The sequence below is a fragment of the Streptomyces sp. NPDC046727 genome (assembly GCF_040645635.1).
Taxonomy (GTDB): domain Bacteria; phylum Actinomycetota; class Actinomycetes; order Streptomycetales; family Streptomycetaceae; genus Streptomyces.
The window spans coordinates 315,185-332,563 of the sequence record NZ_JBEYYR010000005.1 but is presented as its reverse complement, the minus strand read 5'-3'; the positions used below and the strand labels follow the sequence as shown (position 1 = coordinate 332,563).

General features: G+C 71.3%; 14 protein-coding genes. 10 read left to right on the top strand and 4 right to left on the bottom strand.

Features of this window, described 5'->3' with window-relative positions:
* Positions 1-420: 420 nt before the first annotated feature.
* Positions 421-894 carry a DUF5959 family protein gene (locus ABZ937_RS08895; RefSeq protein ID WP_361687720.1) on the top strand — a complete coding sequence of 158 codons (474 nt, stop codon included), beginning with the start codon at positions 421-423 and terminating at the stop codon, positions 892-894.
* Positions 895-1,352: 458 nt separating this feature from the next.
* On the opposite strand, the gene ABZ937_RS08890 is transcribed toward ABZ937_RS08895, so the two are convergent.
* A complete protein-coding gene (locus ABZ937_RS08890; protein WP_361687717.1) occupies positions 1,353-1,502 on the bottom strand; it encodes a hypothetical protein in 150 nt (49 codons plus the stop codon).
* A 1,101-nt stretch (positions 1,503-2,603) separates the two neighbouring features.
* On the opposite strand from ABZ937_RS08890, the gene ABZ937_RS08885 reads away from it, so the two are divergent.
* The 6 genes from ABZ937_RS08885 to ABZ937_RS08860 are packed head-to-tail and all read left to right on the top strand — an operon-like array spanning position 2,604 to position 8,667.
* Entirely contained in the window at positions 2,604-3,635 is a 1,032-nt protein-coding gene (locus tag ABZ937_RS08885) for a ketoacyl-ACP synthase III (protein ID WP_361687714.1), read from the top strand.
* Positions 3,632-4,372 (top strand): glycosyltransferase family A protein, encoded by a 741-nt coding sequence (locus tag ABZ937_RS08880; protein WP_361687711.1) that lies wholly within the window; start codon positions 3,632-3,634, stop codon positions 4,370-4,372. The genes ABZ937_RS08885 and ABZ937_RS08880 overlap by 4 nt, the downstream gene beginning before the upstream one ends.
* Positions 4,372-5,850, top strand: coding sequence for a class I adenylate-forming enzyme family protein (locus tag ABZ937_RS08875; RefSeq protein ID WP_361687708.1), 1,479 nt, complete (start codon positions 4,372-4,374; stop codon positions 5,848-5,850). The genes ABZ937_RS08880 and ABZ937_RS08875 overlap by 1 nt, the downstream gene beginning before the upstream one ends.
* Complete coding sequence (locus ABZ937_RS08870) at positions 5,847-6,623, top strand: glycosyltransferase family 2 protein (RefSeq protein ID WP_361687705.1); 777 nt, start codon at positions 5,847-5,849, stop codon at positions 6,621-6,623. The genes ABZ937_RS08875 and ABZ937_RS08870 overlap by 4 nt, the downstream gene beginning before the upstream one ends.
* On the top strand, positions 6,620-7,756 hold the full coding sequence (locus ABZ937_RS08865; protein ID WP_361687702.1) for a cytochrome P450: 1,137 nt from the start codon (positions 6,620-6,622) through the stop codon (positions 7,754-7,756). Before ABZ937_RS08870 ends, ABZ937_RS08865 begins: the two co-directional genes overlap by 4 nt.
* Positions 7,753-8,667, top strand: a complete 915-nt coding sequence (locus ABZ937_RS08860; protein ID WP_361687699.1) for an NAD(P)-dependent oxidoreductase — start codon at positions 7,753-7,755, stop codon at positions 8,665-8,667. The genes ABZ937_RS08865 and ABZ937_RS08860 overlap by 4 nt, the downstream gene beginning before the upstream one ends.
* 212 nt (positions 8,668-8,879) lie before the next feature.
* On the opposite strand, the gene ABZ937_RS08855 is transcribed toward ABZ937_RS08860, so the two are convergent.
* Complete coding sequence (locus ABZ937_RS08855; protein ID WP_361687696.1) at positions 8,880-10,232, bottom strand: monooxygenase; 1,353 nt, start codon at positions 10,230-10,232, stop codon at positions 8,880-8,882.
* A gap of 377 nt (positions 10,233-10,609) precedes the next feature.
* Here ABZ937_RS08855 and ABZ937_RS08850 point away from each other — a divergent pair, with 377 nt between their 5' ends.
* Positions 10,610-11,734 (top strand): alpha-hydroxy acid oxidase, encoded by a 1,125-nt coding sequence (locus ABZ937_RS08850; RefSeq protein ID WP_361687693.1) that lies wholly within the window; start codon positions 10,610-10,612, stop codon positions 11,732-11,734.
* Between the two features lie 223 nt (positions 11,735-11,957).
* Here the strand turns inward: ABZ937_RS08850 and ABZ937_RS08845 are convergent, their stop codons facing one another.
* Entirely contained in the window at positions 11,958-12,092 is a 135-nt protein-coding gene (locus ABZ937_RS08845) for a hypothetical protein (RefSeq protein WP_361687690.1), read from the bottom strand.
* Positions 12,093-12,340: 248 nt separating this feature from the next.
* On the opposite strand from ABZ937_RS08845, the gene ABZ937_RS08840 reads away from it, so the two are divergent.
* Entirely contained in the window at positions 12,341-15,820 is a 3,480-nt protein-coding gene (locus tag ABZ937_RS08840; RefSeq protein WP_361687687.1) for a tetratricopeptide repeat protein, read from the top strand.
* A 528-nt stretch (positions 15,821-16,348) separates the two neighbouring features.
* Here ABZ937_RS08840 and ABZ937_RS08835 read toward each other — a convergent pair.
* Positions 16,349-16,666, bottom strand: coding sequence for a hypothetical protein (locus tag ABZ937_RS08835; protein WP_361687684.1), 318 nt, complete (start codon positions 16,664-16,666; stop codon positions 16,349-16,351).
* Positions 16,667-16,685: 19 nt separating this feature from the next.
* On the opposite strand from ABZ937_RS08835, the gene ABZ937_RS08830 reads away from it, so the two are divergent.
* Positions 16,686-17,363 carry a hypothetical protein gene (locus ABZ937_RS08830; protein ID WP_361687681.1) on the top strand — a complete coding sequence of 226 codons (678 nt, stop codon included), beginning with the start codon at positions 16,686-16,688 and terminating at the stop codon, positions 17,361-17,363.
* Positions 17,364-17,379: the final 16 nt, after the last annotated feature.

Genomic DNA, 17,379 nt, shown 5'->3' with positions numbered 1-17,379 from the left:
CTTCAGCTGTGCGGGAGGCGTTCACCCGATCCTGCAGCCGGCTGAGCAATGCGACCCGCGCCTCGGGCAACGTCGTCACCGCTCACAGCGCGATATCTCCACCACCTTCCAGGGTTTGATGACGTCTTGCGGGCCCCTGACACTCAGGGGCCCGGTTCGGGGCGTCTGAGCTGATGGACGGTCCAGCCATCGCGTCAGGGCTCGGGGTCGAGGGTGGTACGGCAGTCGACGAGCAGGGAGTTGGCGGGACGGTCCACGAGGACTGCGGGTACTCGGGCCACTCGGTTGCCAGGACGCCGAGTTCGGCGCCGTCGAGGGAGGCGGGCAGGAGCCCCGCCGGACTCATGGAGCACCGATAAGGAAGGATGTCCGCCAGACCAGCACGAGGAAGCGAGGCCAGCTGTGACGGAGTCGAAGCCAGTGGACCTGATCCACCTGCAGGACACGGACGGCAACCGCTGCATTGTGCGCGTCACCGGTCGCTCCCAGCCCGGCGTACTGACCGGCCACGACATCCTGCGCGCCGACGTCGTGGTGTCCGCCAGCTTCGTCGACGCACGATTGGAGATGTGTCTCTCCCAGCAGGACCTCTCGTCCTGGCAGCAGGCGCTGGCCGAGCTCACTCCGGGCGGCAACGCGAGCGTCGGCGGAGACGGGGGCCTCAATCTCGGTATCCACGTGAATGACGAGCGATCGGTCTCTGTGTGGGTCGAAGACCCTGACCGCCTCACCACGGCGTTCATGATCAGGCCGCCGGACAACTGGGTCGAAGAACACCACGACCGACTGCGGCACGTTCAGCAAGCCTGGCCCCGAGAGGTCGTGGAGACGACTTCCACGGCCTACGAGTGGACTCTGGAGCGCAGGCAGAACTCGGCATCACAGCCCACCTGACCGACATCACAAGTTCAAGCTCGGTAGCTCGCTGAACCGGAACCGTTTCGGGTGGATCCGCCGAAACGGTCAGCCGCTGACCTGCCTGGAGCAGTCACAACCTCAGCCACAGAGCGGAGGGTCCGAGGCGCCGCGATGTGATCGGACAGGTCAGCTTGCGAGCTCACTGCCCGAAGCAGCAGGCCACAACGCCTCTGGACACGGTTTGTTCGCGAGTCACCGGACACCGAATCTCGCGAGGCGGAACCGGCGCGCCTGGCCGGGCACAGAGCGCCAGGTCACACAGGTGCTCCGGCCCGCAGGATTCGGTGTCCATTCGCACATTGTGACGGCGCGCCACCGCTTGAGAGTGATCGTTTAGAACGCACTGGTCAGTGTCGCGATGACGCACCACAGTACCCCGAGGTGCCTGAAGCCGGGCGCCCGTCTTGGATAAGGCGTCGGCCTGTGAGCACTGTTCACATGCCGCCGGGCCCGCCCACGGGCATCTGCGGCGCTGTCGGGACGTAGTTGCGGGCAAGGCCGGCGTCGCGGTTGTGCTGGTGGCGGTGCGCCTCCGGGTGGCTGTACTTCTTGAGACGCCGACGGCCGGAGACTGTGTCCCGCATGAGAATCGCGGCTCGGGTGAGCAAGGTCTTCAAGGTGTTCCCCCTCGTGTATGTGGTCCCGCCAGGCAGTGTGCGCCAGCCGCCGGGGAAGTCGCTGCTGCTTTGAGCAGAACTTGAGCCAGGCCGGAGCTGCTGATCGCCTACTTGACCAGTGGGGCCAACCAGAGCACCCGGTGCCGTTGCCGGTGCTGGAGGAGTTTCTCGGCGGTGGCCTGGTGGTACTGCTGGGTTCCTCGAGTGAACCGGTGACCGCGCTGATGGCCGGTGCGCGGGATCCTGCGGGGGCGCTGCTCGGACCCTGGCGCACGGTCGTGGGGCCGGGGCGCGAGGGGAGGCGGTCTGCCTCGGCCGTGTCGGCACCGGCGCGGGGTCGCCACGGCCGGCCGCCCGTACAGTTCAGCTCGGTGACGACCTCCGGGTGCCGGTGGTCGTCTCGAACGCGGTCCGCTGCGCGGACGCCGAGCAGCATCGTCTGACCGATGTGCCGGACGCCGCACGGCTGCCGCGGCCGATCCCCCGTCACAGCGTGAAGGGCGGGGAGCGCCGGCTGAAGGGGCCGGACGAGACAGCGGCCGTTGCCGCCCGGATCGCGGAGGCTGCCGGTCATGGACCGGAGCGGGCCGCCGCGCTGCCGGCTGAGACCGGGGCGGCAGCGGAAGCATGCCGGTGGATCCGGTCGCGGAACTGGGGCTAGATCGCGCGCGGTCTGGACCGTGATCCCGCGGTTCTTCGGCAGTTGGATTTCGAGGTGGAGGTCATCCGTCGCCTGCGCTGCAAGCCCCCCTTCCTTGCAGTCCCGGACATGCGCGCGCCGGGTATCCGGGGTGCCGCCCGCGCGACTACCGTGCCGGCAGCACGGTCAATCACGCGTTGTCCGTGGCGACTGCCAACCCGCTGGATCTCCGGCTCCAGTTCGAGCCCTGTTGAGCCGGCGGAGGGCCTGGACACGCTGGTGCGCGGCTACGTGATGCATCCGAAGGGCCCACCACGGCACGTATGCGGGCTCGGCCCTGCAGAGAGGCAGTGGCCGGTCGATCGCCTATGCCAGCTGAGTACCAGCGCTCATGCGGGCCGTCCTGATTCGCTCGTAGCGTCCAGCCCATGCACATAGACCACGCTGCTCCCGAGCCGGTGCGCCGCCGGGCGGGCATCACGGCGGTGGCCTCCTGCCTCCCGGAGCTCGAAGTGACATCTCGGCAGCTCCAGGAGCGGATCACCGCGGCCTCCGGGCTCTTGCTGCCGGCGCGGATGCTCGAACGGGTCACCGGCATCGCCTCGCGCCGGGCGGCCGCGGAGGACGAGTACGCCTCGACGCTCGCGGTACGGGCGGCCCGCACGGCACTGAACCGGGCCGGTCTCGCCCCGTATGACGTGGACCTGCTGGTGTTCGCCTCCGCCACGCGGGACGTGGTCGAACCGGCGACCGCGCACATCGTGCAGGCCGCGCTCGGGTCCCGGGCGCACGCGCTGGACGTGACGAACGCGTGCAACAGCTTCGTCAACGGCATCGACACGGCGCGGGCGATGATCCTCGCCGGCCGTGCCCGCCGGGCCCTGGTCGTCACCGGGGAGACCCCGAGTCGCGCGGTACGGCACGACCCTTCCGGCCACGACCAGCTCCGGGACGGCTTCGCGGGCTACACCTTCGGCGACGCCGGGGCCGCGGTCGTCCTGGAGGCGGTGGACCGTGGCGGCATCCTCGACGTGGACACCGAGACACACTCCGAGCACTGGTCGGTCGGCGGCATCTTCGGGGGCGGTTCGCGCCATCCCCGCGGGGACGAGCACACGTACTTCCACGGAGACGGCAGCGAGCTGCGCGAGGTGTTCGAGAAGGTCGGCACGTCGGTGCTCGACCGGATGCGGCAGCGCACCGGACTGGCGTGGAGCGACTTCCGGTACATCCTGGTGCACCAGGTCACCGTGCCGTACCTGGAGCGGTTCGTGGAGCTCACCGGCGTCCCCCGGGACCGGCTCGTCGTCACGGTCCCCGAGCTGGGGAACATGGCCAGCGCCACCCTCGGCGTGCAGCTCGACCGCGTCCACGAGGAGCTGCGTCCCGGTGACCGGGTCCTGTTCGTGGGCCTGGGCGGCGGCGTGAGCATCATGACCATGGTCTGGGAGAAGGCATGAGCGCCCTGTGGGTGGTGGTGCCCGCGCACCAGGAGGCCGCGCGGATCGGGGCCACGCTGGACGCGCTCGCGGGCCAGCGCGACCGCGACTTCACCCTTGTCGTCGTGGACAACGCCTCCACCGACGGCACCGCCGCGGTCGCCCACGACTTCGCCCGCTGGGCGCCCTTTCCGGTCCACGTCCTCAGCGAGCCGGAGAAGGGTGTGGGATGCGCGGTGGACACCGGCTTCCGGTACGCGATCGAGCACGGTGCGACCCTGCTGGCCCGCACTGACGCCGACTGCCTGCCTCACCCTGGCTGGACGGCCGGTGCCCGCGGCGCCCTGCGGCGTGGCGCGGGCCTGGTGTGCGGGCGCATCGACGCGCGCCGTGACGAGCACGGGCCGCTGGGGCGGGCCTCCTTCCGGGTGCTGGTCCGCGTGGCCGCCTTCTTCGGCCGGATACGCCCGGCCCACCACCGCCGCCACGGCTACCTCGCCCCCTACCGGATGCACGCCGGGAACAACATGGCCGTCACGGCCGCGCTGTACGAGGCCGTCGGCGGGATGCCACGCCGCCCCTCCCCCACCGACCGGCTCTTCCTGAACCGGGTACGCCGGCACACCACCGCCATCGTCCACGCCCGCGACATGATCGTGGAGAACTCCACCCGCCGACTGCGCGCCTACGGCCTCGTCGGCACCGCCCGCTGGTACCTCGACAAGGGCCCGGGCCGCCACGGGGAGGACCCTCGCTGATGCTCGACGCCCTCGCCCACACCCTGCGGCGCCACCCCGACCGGCCAGCCGTCCTCGGCACCACCCGCACCGGTGCCGTACGCACCAAGGCCACCTGCGGGGACTTGGCCGACCTCGCCGACCGCTACACCGCCGCCCTCCACGCGCGGGGTGTCGCACCGGGCGGCACCGTCGGCGTCGCTGTCCGGCCCGGGCCCCGCGCTCTCGCGGTGATGCTCGCCGTGCACCGGCTCGGGGCGCGCGCCGCGGTGCTCGATCCCGGTGCCGGACCGGATGTACTGCGTGCCCGGCTCGTCCTGGCCCGCCCCCGCATCGTCCTCGCCGACGCCACCGCCCAGGCGGTCGCCGGATGGGCCCGCCCGCTCGCCCATCGGGCGCGCCTGGCCCTGCCGGACCTCGCGGAGCTGGGACCGGTGGCCACGGTCGGGCCACGACTGCCCGGCTGCGCCCCCGCCCTGGACAAGGACGTGCGGGCCGTAGCGCTGCCGCTCCCGGTGGACGGGGACGGCGACGCGGTCATCGTGTTCACGTCGGGCACCACCGCGCGGCCCCGCGCGGTGGTGCACACCCGCTCCTCGCTCGCCGCCGGCATGGCCACGGTGGCCGAACTGGTACGGCCCGAGGCCGGGCGGCCCGTGCTGGGCGGCACCTTCTTCGTCCTCGTACCGTCCCTGGCGAGCGGAGCACCGGTCGCGCTGCCCGCCCGCTCCGCGCCCATCCTGTCCCGTCAACTGCGCCGCCTCGCCCCGCAGGCCACGTATCTGACGCCACCGCAGCTGAGGCGGTTGCTGGCGGAGGGCGGCCGGTTCTGCGGGCGGGTGTGGACCGGTTCTGCTCCCGCAAGCGCCGACCTGCTCACCCGCGTCAAGCGCGCGGGCGCCGACGAGGCGTGGGGCGTCTACGCGCTGACGGAGCTGTTCCCCGCCGCGGCGGTCGAGCAGGCCGAAAAGGCTGCCTTCACCGGCGACGGGGACCTGTTCGGCGCTGCCCTTCCCGGCGTGGCGGCCAAGACCGACGCCTCGGGGGAACTGCTGCTGTCCGGCCCCGCCGTCCGCGACCGATACCTGGGCGAGGACCCGGACTGCTGGGTCGCCACCGGCGACCGGGCACACCTCGACGGCGGCCGGATCGTCCTGGAGGGCCGCCGCAAGGACATGGTCCTGCGGCACGCGGAGAACATCTACCCGGGGCTGTACGAGCCGGCGTTGCACGTCGCGGGCGTCGAACTCGCCCTGCTCGTGGGCGTACCGGCCGGCGACGGCGACGAGCGCTTGGTCGCCGTCGTCCAGCCGGGCCCCGGCGCCGACCGCGACGCGCTGCGCACGGCCCTGGAGGGACCGCTGGAGCGCATGGGTGCCGCCCGGCCGGACGCCGTGCTGCTCGCCGACATCCCGCTGTCCGGCCGCTCCCTGAAACCCGACCGCGCCGCGACCGCGCGCCTCGCCGCCCGGCGCCTCGCCGAACGGAGCCGACGATGACCGCGCCCGGCAGCGCGCCGTCGCTGTGGGTCGTCGTGCCCGCCTACAACGAGGAGGCCGGGATCGGGGCCACCCTGGCCGCGCTCGCCGCCCAGACCGACACCCACTTCGCCCTCGTCGTCGTGGACAACGCCTCCACCGACGGCACCGCCGCCGTCGTACGCCGCTTCGCCGCCGGCGCGCCCTTCCCCGTGCACCCCGTCCACGAGGAGGAGCGGGGCACCGGCGCCGCCGCCGACACCGGCTTCCGGTACGCCATCGCCCACGGCGCCACGCTGCTCGTCCGCACGGACGCCGACTGCCTGCCCGCCGCCGACTGGATCGCCGCCGCGCGCGGGGAGTTCGCGCGCGGGACGGAGATGGCCTGCGGCCGCAGCCTCCCGCGCCAGGACGAGCGGCCCTCACTCGCCGAGCGGTACCTGCTCCCGGCGGTCGTCAGGGCCACCGCCCTGTACGGTCGCTACCGCGCCGAGCACCGGCACCCGCGCTACCGCGCGCCCTACGTGCTGTGCCACGGTCACAACCTCGCCCTCACGGCCGACCTCTACCTGCGTTGCGGGGGAACGCCCCGCACCCCGCTGGAGGGACCGCCCGAGGACGTCGTCCTCCTCAACCGGGCCCGCGAGCACAGCGACCGGATCGCCCGGGCCGAACGGATGGTGGTCCACACCAGCCTGCGCCGCCTGCGGGCCTGGGGCGCCCGCCGGACCCTCCTGTGGTGCTGGGACCGCCGCTACCGGCCCGCCGACCCGAGGCAGGTGCACGTCCGTTGACCGGCCGACCGACCTCCGCCATGGCCCGCGCCCGGCGCCGCGACCGGCGCGTGTCCACCCGCTCCCACCCCGTGCTGTTCGCTCTCCTCGCCGCCACCCGTCGCAGAGCGGTCACCCGCATCGGCGGCGCGGTGCTGGTGCACGGCACCGCCCCCTACCGGCAGGCCCTCACCCGTATCCCGCTGGACCGCACCGCCGCCGGCACCACCGGCGGCGCCGCGCGGGAACTGTCCGCGGGCGGCACGCTGTTCGACCAGGAAGGCACCGGACACCGCGCCACCCGGCGCGCCGTCGCCGACGATCTCGGCGCGGCCGGGGTGGAGCGGCTGCGCCCGGTGTGGCTGGACGTCCTGGACCGCCGTCTCGCCCCGCTCCGCGCGGGTCGCGACGTCGATCTCGTGCCGCTGGCCCGTGAACTGGCCGGAGCCACCGTGTGCGCGCTGCTGGGCACGACCGGCGACCCGGAGGCCATCGCCGCGGCGGCCGCCGAGGCAGCGGCCGCTGCCGTACGCGAGCACCTGCCCGGCCCCCGGCGGCCGGGCAGCGCACGCGCGGCCGCCGCAGCGACTGTGCGGCTGGCGGCGCTACTGGCCCCGGCCTGCGGCGATGCGACGGAGCCGGCCCTGCGGGCCATGCTCGCGGTCGCCGCCGTCAACACCACCGTCGCGGCTCTCCCGCGCGCCGCCGCCTGGTGCGCCGACGCGGGGCTCTGGGAGCAGGCGGCCGACGACCGGCTGCGCCCGGCCCTGGTGGGCGAAATGCTGCGGGTGACCGCCCCCTCCCCGCTGCTGCCGCGCGTGGCGGCGGCCGACGCGAAGCTGGACGGCTGCCCGGTACGGGCCGGGGACCGTCTGATCCTGGTGGCCCGGCATGCCGCGCGGGCCCATGAGCGGCCACCAAACGCCCATCACCCGGCTCCGCCCGCTGTGGCCCAGCTCGTCTTCGGCGCCGGCAGCCACGCCTGCCCCGGCGCACGCCTGGCCCGCGCACAGCTCGACGACACCCTCGCCGCGCTCGCCCTCCACCGCCCCGCCGCCCTGCGCTCCCGGGTGGACCGGGGTGCGGCCCTGCCCGGCTGGCGCTCCCTCACCGTCCGGGCGACCGACGCCCACCGATCCTCGGAGAACCGATGACGACGATCGCCGTCACCGGCGCGAGCGGCTTCTGCGGCTCCCACGTCGCCACCACGGCCGCGGCCCGCGGCGCCGACGTCCTGTGCGTCGGACGCCGGCCCGGCCCGGTCGGCCGGCACATCCCCTGGGACGCCGCGCGCGAGGTCCCCGACCTGTCCGGCGCCGACCTCGTCGTGCACTGCGCGGCGGCCGTCGGCGACCCCGTGCCCGGCTCCCCGGCAGAGGCCGCGATGCACGCCGTCAACGTCGACGGCACGGCGCGGCTGCTGAAGGCGGCAGCCGGCCGGCCGGTGGTATGGGTGAGCAGCGCCAGCGTCTACGCACCCGGGCCCGGGCGAGCCCGCGTCACCGAGGACTATCCGGTGCGCGGGCACCTGAACGCGTACGGCCGTACCAAGGCCGCCGGTGAGGCGCTGGCGCTCGCCGCGGGTGCCGTCGTGCTGCGACCGCGCGCGGTCTACGGCGCCGGGGACCCGCACCTGGTGCCCCGGCTGCTGTCCCGCGTCCGCCGCGGCCTGCTCATGCTCCCCGGGCCCAGCGTCCCCCTCAGCCTGACCGCCGTCGAGAACCTCACCGACGCCTCCCTGCTGGCCGCCGGATGGCCGCCGGGCGCGTACAACATCGCCGACCCGGCGCCGTACGACCGGGACGAGGCGATCCGAACGGTCCTGCGCGCCCACGGCGTCCGGGCGCGCATCGGCCACATCCCGCTGCCGGTCGCCCGCGCCGCGGCGGGCGCCGCCGAAACACTGGCCCGTCTGCGCCGCAACGCGGAGCCGCCGCTCACCCGGTACGCCGTCGACCAACTGGCGCACTCCGTGGTGCTGGACGTGTCCAGAGCCGAGTCTCAAGGGTGGGTGGCTGATCGCGCTCTCAAGGACTATGAAGCGCGTTCGCGCGGGTCCAGGTGACCACCGACGAAAGCCGGGTGGGCGTTACGGCGGCCGACACGTTCCAGGCGTGGATCGGTCGCTACCGGCGTTCGGCCCAGCGGCACGGTGGCGTAGGTCTCCCCTTCGTACTTCGGCCGCCTTCACGCAGGTCTGCGAGGGATTCGGGATCCGCAGGAGCATGGGCCGGCTCGGCTCGAGCTTGGACAGCGCCCTCGCCGAGCGATCATCCGTCAGGCCGTGGTCGTGCGGGAGCTTCCGCCTGGGCGGGGGCCGATGAGAACACGGGACAGCAGGCGTGGGTGGGCCAGTGTCAGGGGCCCCGCGGTCATGTGGAAGAGGCCGGAGAAGGCGGTGTAGAGCTGCGCATCGTGGGGGACGGTGTCGATCAGGCGGTTCATGAACCAGTTGCCGGCCTTGACGGGCCAGGCGGGCCGTGACTGCTCCCAGGCGCGGTCGGGGATGGTTGCCATCAGCCATGAGGAGGCGGTGACGCGAGCCAGCCGCTGTTGGAAGACCTGCCCGTCGAGGGGAGTGTGGGTGCGCCGGCTGCAGAGCATCTGCTCCAGGAGCCGAGCTTCGAGGGCAGCGACGGTCATGCCCTGACCGTAGGCGGGGTTGAAGGTGCACACCGAATCCCCCAGGGCGATCAGCCCGTCAGGCCAGCGGGCGAGACGGTGGTAGGCGATCCTCCGGTTGACCGTGCGGGCGTAGCGGCGCACGGCGGAGGTGGGGGTGAGGGAGGCAATGGTATCGGCGATGGGGCCGGGCAGTGTGGTGGCGAAGGCGAGGAAGTCCTCGTCGCTGTGGGGAAGTTGACTTCCGCCTGCGCCGTGCAGGGTGACGTGGAGTGCCTTGTTCTCGATCTGGATCGCGTAGCAGCCCTTGTGGAAGTCGGGGGCCCGCAGCGGTTGCAGCAGGCCCATCCACGAGGGCGAGGCCTGGCCCTCCGGGCAGGAGTAGGTACGTGAGGCGTAGCCGACCTGAGCATCGACGGTCGTCGTGCGGGGGCTGGGCAGGCCGAGAGCGGCCAGCCATTGGGGCAGATGGGAGGAACGGCCCGAGGCGTCCACCACGAGGTCAGCGGCGATCTCGTCCTCGCCGTCGCCGTCCTTTACGCGTACCCCGACGACCTTCCCGGGGCCGGCCGTGCGCAGGCCGGTGACGGTCAGTCCGTCCCGTAGGGTGACGGGCTCCAGGGCCCTCACCCGTCGGCGGAGGACATGCTCCAGGAGGGGACGGGAGAAGGTCTGGATCGGCATGGCCATCGGTGTGGGCGGCGGGGTTCCCTTGGGCAGCACGGCACACAGTCCTTCGCCCCAGTCCCACACCGGCGCTCCGGCCTGTTCCAGCTCGGACCGAAGCCCGGGGAAGTAGCCCTCGAACACCTCGGCGCCGAGGGCCAGGAGGCCATGGACATGGTGTCCCTGCGGCACCCCGGCCCTGGGCGCGGACGCACTCGGAAGCGTGTCGCGTTCGATGACGGTAACGGCCTCGAACCTGTCGGCCAGCACACGGGTGGCGGCAAGACCCGCCATGCCCGCCCCGATCACCACCGCGTGCCGGACGGCCGTGTCCCTGCGCATGCTGCTCCCTTGCTGTTGCGGGCTCCCGCTGTCCCCGGGCCCTTCCCTGCCCCGGTCGGCCGACAAGTATGCCGAAACGGGTAGTCAACCGAGCACGTTCCGTGATCAGGGTGACACACCCCGAGCGGCCGGTGGTCCGACGCGGCCGCCGGCCTGGTCGTCGCGGCCGCCGGGGTGTTCCATGCGCTCTTGCAGCACGAGCCGGAACCGCATGGACGAGCTCCCCCGCCACCATCCCCGCCGCCTGACCGGTACGACCCGCGCCGCCCACGGGAGCCGCAGAAGATCACCGCCCGCCGTCCCAGCCGCATGCTCCCCATGCCGGGCTGGCCTGAACCGGGCTTGCCTCCGGTGAGTGGGCCTGGTGAGGTGACCTCGTGGCGGCAGACAAGGACAAACCTGACAACTTTCCTGGTACCGGTGGTCGAAGCCTGGTCACGCTGGACGACTACTACGCCGCGGCGCGTTCCCTGGTCGAGTCCTCTGCCTGGGACTACATCGACGGCGGCAGCGGCGATGAGACCTCCCTGCGCGAGAACCTGGCCGGTTACCGGCGCTACCGGCTGCGCCCACGCGTCCTCATCGACGTCTCCCGCTGCGACATGCGCGCCACACTGCTCGGTTCCCCGGTCGCCGTGCCCATCGCGGTCGCCCCCATGGGCTTTCACGGGCTGGTCACACCGGAAGCGGAACTGGCCTGTGCCCGCGCCGCGGGAGAGGTAGGCGCGTTGATGGTGGTCAGCACGTTCGCCACCACGCGACTCGAGGATGTCGCACGGGTGGCGCGGGGACCATTGTGGATGCAGTTGTACGTCTTCCAGGACCGCGCGGTCAGCGAGGACCTGGTCAAGAGGGCCGAGGCGGCCGGGTACCGGGCGCTCGTCGTCACCGTGGACGCCCCGGTCAGGGGGCGTCGGGGACGGGATCTGCGCAACGCTTTCACCCTGCCCCCGGGACTGGCCCCGGCGAACTTCCCCGACATCCCCGCCGACGGCTCTTCGGCCGAGCTGGCCGCGCAGCTGGCCCGGCGCATCGACCCCACCTTCACCTGGGACGACCTGGCCTGGCTGCGCTCGCTGACCCGGCTTCCCCTCGTCCTCAAGGGCGTACTCACCGCCGAGGGCGCGGCCCAAGCAGCCGAGTCGGGCGTGGCCGCCATCGTGGTGTCCAACCACGGCGGCCGCCAACTGGACAGCTCGGTCACCCCTCTCGACGCTCTCCCCGAGGTGGTCTCCGCCGTCGCCGGACGCTGTGAGGTCCTCATCGACGGTGGCATCCGCCGCGGCTCGGACGTGCTGATCGCCCTGGCCCTGGGCGCCCGGGCAGTGCTGGTGGGACGACCCGTGCTGTGGGGCATGGCCGTCTCTGGGGCCGAGGGCGCGCGGGAAGTACTGTCCATCCTGGGCACCGAGTTGGAGACCGCCATGGCGCTCTGCGGCCGTACGGACCTCACCTCCGTGGATGCCGGCCTGATACACCTGGCACCGCACTGGCCCTCCTAGGGCCTGTGCGACGGGGCGCGTGGTGGGCCTGTCACCCGACCCGTGGTGGCGGCGGTGCCGATGGTGGTAGCGGTGAGTGCGGCGGCGTCGCACCGACGCGGATCACCAGGGTGCGTGACCGCATCCTGAGCGGGGTCCAGGTTCTTGGGCTGCCCGTCATCACCGGCCGCCCCTGTGCCGATCGCTTAGAGACGCCAAGTTCGGTTGTCTTGGTTCTGGGCGGCTACTTCTTGATCTTCGCATGGCGTATGCGAAGGATTCCCACAGTGAGGTTGGCAGCGCCGACCAGGACCGAGCCGGTGGTCAGCAGGGGCTGCAGCAGCGCGAGGTGATGGCAGATGTCGTAGATGACCTGCATGGATGGCCCTCCCTGAGTCCCCTCGGGCCCGTTGCCCAGGGGTGGTTAGACCATGGGCGGTGTCGGATTTCCCGGTACGCGGGCGCAGGGTGGTGCGGGGAAAATGCGGGGTATTGCTGGAGGATCGGGCAGCGGGCGGGGAAGTCCGCGCGGGGAAAGTGCGGGGGATGGTTGTGGGCAGGACCCTTGGGCCCATCAGGAGCTCGGCTCCGGCCGAGATGCGTGTGCTTGCCGAACGTCTCCGTGCTGTGTTCGACGAAACCGATCTGGGGTCCGTCTCGGAGCTTGCCGAGCAGGCAGGAGTCGGTGAGACGGTGGCCAGTGAGGCTCTGCGGGCGGTGAGGCCGCCGACCGAGCAGACGCTGCGATGCCTGCTGAAGGCCTTCGGGGTCCCCTTCGATGATCAGTGGCGTGGTCTGTTTCGAGCGGCGTCCGCAGCAGGGTTGCGTCAGCGCGGTGAGCAGCGTGAGCTGGAACGAGCCGCGGCTGCCCGTGCCGCCCCGGTGGTCTTCCGATCGCGGTCGGCGCCCGAGATGGAACAGCGTCGCAGGCTTCTGGCGGGTCACGTTCATGTCCGCCCTGATGGCGACCTGCCGCTGGTCTCACAGGTCCGGGACCGAGGGCTGCTGGGGATTCATCCTGCCGCTCCCCTGCGTTCGAGTCGGCCTGGGGTGGTGCTGGATGCGGAACTGCCGTCGTACGTGCTGCGTGATGCTGACGGCGAGCTTCGTGGTCACGTCCGCCATGGGCGGGATCACGGGGGGCTGGTTCTTGTTCACGGTCCCTCGACCGCGGGCAAGACTCGTGCCGCCGCAGAGGCCATGTGGGCCGAGCTGGCCGGGTGGGCGCTGCTGGTGCCTGTCGTCCCGGAGTCTTTGGTGCACCTCGCTGGGGTTCCCCTGGACCTGACCCGGACGGTGATCTGGCTCAACGAGCTGGATGTGTATCTGGGGGCCGGCGGGCGGCAGGCCGAGGCGTTGACCCGGCTTTTGGCTCGACCGGAGAAGGCCTTGGTCATCGCCACCGTCCGTGCGCATCAGTTGTCCGACCTTGAGGAGGGTGAGGGGCATCTTGGCAGTGACGACGACCGAAGGCCGTCGCAGGAGCTGCCGGACAGACGGACGGCGGCGATGGTGGCCGGCTTGCTGAGGCGGGCGCGCCGGGTGCGGATGGAGCGGATGTTCTCGGCTGCCGAGTTGGCTCGCGCTGAGGAGCTGCGTGTGGATGCGCGGCTGGCAGATGCGCTCAAGTCGGCCGGCCGCTATGGGGTGGCGGAGGCACTGGCTGCGGGCCCGGAGCTGCTGGGGCTGCTCCGGGCGCACACTGATGCCCCGGATGGCCACTTCGGTGGTGCGGCGCTGGTTCATGCCAGTGTGGACGCGGCTCGGGTCGGATGGCGTCGTCCACTCCGGCATGCCGTGCTGCGGGAGCTGCTGCCGCACTACGTGCCGTCGGATCTGCGGCAGGAGGTCGACGAAGCGCTGTTCGAGCGGTCGCTGCGGTGGGCCAGAAGGCGGCGGCGCGGGTTCAGTCGGCTCTTGGTGGATGACGAGTCGGGCAGCGGTGTGGTGGCTTTCGACTATTTGGTCGACCAGGCGCAGACCAGCCTTCCGCAGGCTCCGGTTCCCGAGGTGCTGTGGTCGGCTCTGCTGGGGGCTGCGACGTCGGAGGAGGCACTCGAGCTGGGCCATCATGCTCAGCGGTGGCGGCAGGCGGACGTTGCGGTCACGGCCTGGCGCAGGGCGGCTGGTTCGTCTGTGGCCGAGGTGGCGACCGAGGCGGCTTCGGTGTTGGGGCGGCTGCTGATGGAGCGTGCGGATCCTGACGGAGCACTGCCCTACCTGTTGCAGGCGGCACAGGGCGGGGACTGGTGGGCAGGGTCCGTTGCGGTCGAGTGGTACGCGGCGCGGCGCCGGTACGAGGAGGCCCTTGCCGTGTTCCGGTGGCGGGCCACGCCGGGCAGTGCCCGCGGGACCCGGCGGGACTTGTGCAGTGTGCTGGCGGCCTTGGCCCGGTGGGAGGAGCTGGGCGAGGTTGGGCGGCGGTTTTGGGAAGCCGATGACGAGATGGCTTCGGCGCACCTCCTTGCGTGTGTGCGGTTGCTGGCCGAGTGGGATCCGGAGGGGCAGCACAGGGCGACGGACGACGAGCTGATCGAGATGTTCTCTGGGCTCGTTCCGCGTCGGTGGTGGGAGTTTCGGGTTCAGGAGCTCGTCGAGCTCCTGGGCGATCGTTCGCCGGGGTGCTCTGCCGCTGCGCTGCCGGCGTCCGGCGAGGCCGCTGATGACGAGCCTGTTCCAGCGGCCGCCCTGGTTGGTGGGCATGAACCCAGTGAGGCGGAGCTGCTGGCCGCAACGGCCGATGAGGGAGCGTGGGCTCGTTCGGAGGCATGGCACGCGTTGATCGCCCTCATGTGGTCTCAGGATCGACTTGGGCACGCGGAGGGGCTTCTACGCGAGGCAGCGGTCACCGACGAGGCCGCTGCCCATGTCCTGGTGCGGCTGCTGCGCCTGACCGGTCGGCACATGGAAAGCCTGGCCTGGCGCGAGCGTGATGGTGAGGGTGATGTCCACCTTCGTCTCGGTCTGCTGGTGGAGCAGGGGGATCTGGGCGGGGCCGCCCGTCTGGCCTCGGACAACCACCTGCGTGAGGATCTGCTGGAACTGTGTGCTGTTCATGGCCTGGCGGACGAGGCTGTGGCCCTGGCGGACGATTGGGCGCGAGAAGGCGACCCCTCCCCCGCCATGGAGCTCTACCGGCGAGCCCGCGAGTGGGACCGGCTCTTGGCTGTGGTGCCGCCCCACGCACCCGGCGACCAGCGATTCGAGGTCTTTCCCACCGATATCGACTACGTGGTGTACGCCCTGATGGAGCAAGGGCGGCTCACAGATGCCGAGCGTGCGGCGCGGCAGCTGTTCGAGGGAGGTGAGGGTTCGTATGCATTCGTGCTGGCCGACCTCATGGTTCGGCAGGACCGGCAGGACGAGGCTGCGGAACTCCTTGGGAGGATGTGGCGTGACGGGTCGACGCAACACGCTCTGCGTGCGCGAGACGAGCTCGGCCGGCTTCTGATCCGCCGAGGACGGTATGAGGAAGCAATCCAAGTCTTGCGTGATCAGTCCATTGCAGTCAGCGACAACGTCACACCGGCCCGGGACCCGTTGGACCGGATAGCGTTGGCGCGTGCGCTGGCCGGCACCGGTGCGGTTGACGAGGCGGTCGGGGAGCTGCGGCGGCACTTGGAGGTGTTTCAGCCGTACTCAACGCACCAGATCTGGCTCACTATGACGGAGCTGCTCGCGCCCGGTGGCCGCGCTTCGGAAGTTGTGGCGACACTCCGTCAAGCAGCTGAATCCGATGCCGGCGCCCGATACGCGCTGGCGCGGCACTACCTGCGCAGCGGGCACACCGGCCACGCGATAGACCTACTGAGCGGATCTCCACGTCGTAGTCGGCAATTCTCTGAGGACATGCTGTGCGCTGTTCTCCTGGCGACGCTGCTGCGCGATGAAGGACGCACAGACGCTTATCGACTGATCTTGTGGCAGGCAGCTCACCTCAATTGGCTGGAGGCAGCCCTGGAACTCGTCAGAGAAGAGAAGTGGCAGGAGTTGGACGACGTGGTGTGGGCTGTCGACACCAGCGGCTTGGTCCTGCCGGACAACTTCCGCTTTCTGCGCCGGCGTGTGGCTCGTAATGATCTCACTTTGAAACAGCAGTCGAAGTGATCGGCCAGCAGGCGAGTTGAGGAACGCTTCAGGTACGTCCGCTCGTCGTTCCTGGCGTATGCGGCGGGGCCGGCCGACCCGGCCGCCCCACGGTCGACACTCACCCCCTTGCCGACGGAAGTGCCCCTGCGGCGTCCGGTAGAACGTGCACTCATCAGCCAGTACAGGTCAAGCGGCATCCGCTTGACGGAAGCCCGACGCGGCGGCTTGTCCAGGACCGCACGGTGGGCCCGCCGGATCCGTTCAGAAGCAGATGACGGCGCGATGTCAGCGAAGCCGACCTCTCTCACCTGACCGGAACCGCGCCTCTCGATAGTGATGCGACGCATTGACCCCACAGCGCCATCGCGGTTGCATGCTTGTGGCCCTCCGGTGGGGAACCGGGGAGGGAGAAGGACCATGTCCTGACCTAGGGGGAAGAATGAGGGGAAACACCAATCGGAGTGCCAGCAGACGTGTGCGGGCCGTCTTAAGCGCCACGGTCGTGGTCTGCGCGGTCATGACGGTGCTGCCCGGAGCGGCTTCGGCTCAGCCCATGACCAGGCCGGGCGTCGCGAGCGACGGCGGAGCCGGGGTCGAGCGGATCAGTGTCGCGACCGACGGCACCCAGGGCGACGGCGACTCCGCCGGCGCCACGATCACGGCCGACGGGCGGCGTATCGCCTTCTCGTCGTCGGCGAAGAACTTCACACCCGCCAACTCGGGCATACCGGAAGCGGTGTTCGTCCGCGACCAGCGGACGAGGCAGACCACGCGGATGAGTTCCATCACCTCCACGATCCAGCGCCCGGTGATCAGCGGTGACGGGCAATACGTCTCCTTTTGGGGGCTGTTGTTCAGAGACACGAAGGTCTTCCTGTCTCAGGTGAGCTCGGGAAGCACGATCGGCATCAACTGCTCGGGCCTCAGCTGCAGCCAGCCGTCGCTGAGCACGGACGGCCGCTACATCGCCCACGTCGCCACCTTCACCCGACCGCCGACCTGGCAGCGCATCGAGGTAGCGGACTGGCGCGCCAACACCACGGAGCTGGTCGCGGAGTTCGACCACCCCGTCTCGGCCCGGCCGTCCATCAGCGGCGACGGACGCTTTGTCGCCTACCAGGACGGCCAGGCGGAGGACGTCTTCGTGTGGGACCGGACCGACGACACCTCCTCCGGCCCGATCGAGGGCCCGTCCAAGGCGGCGACACTCGTCCAGATCAGCAAGGACGGCAGCAAGGTCGTCTACCTCTCGGGCTCCGACACCTACGTCCAGGACGAGAGCTCGGGCACCGACCAACTGGTGCCGAACGTGCGGGGCGTGGCCATCGATCCCACCGGTCGCTATCTGCTGTACGCCCCGCACGACACGACCGGACCGTCGCTCATGCTGCGCGACCTGGAGACGGGCACCGACGAGATCGTCTCGAACCAGCCCGCCTCGGCCGGGACCGACGCGGTCAGCGCCGGTGGGCGCGACGTGGTCTTCCATTCCACGGCCGACGACATCATGCCCGGCGACACCAACGGCAAGTCGGACGTTTTCATCCGCCGCTTCTACTGATCACGCCGACCCTCAC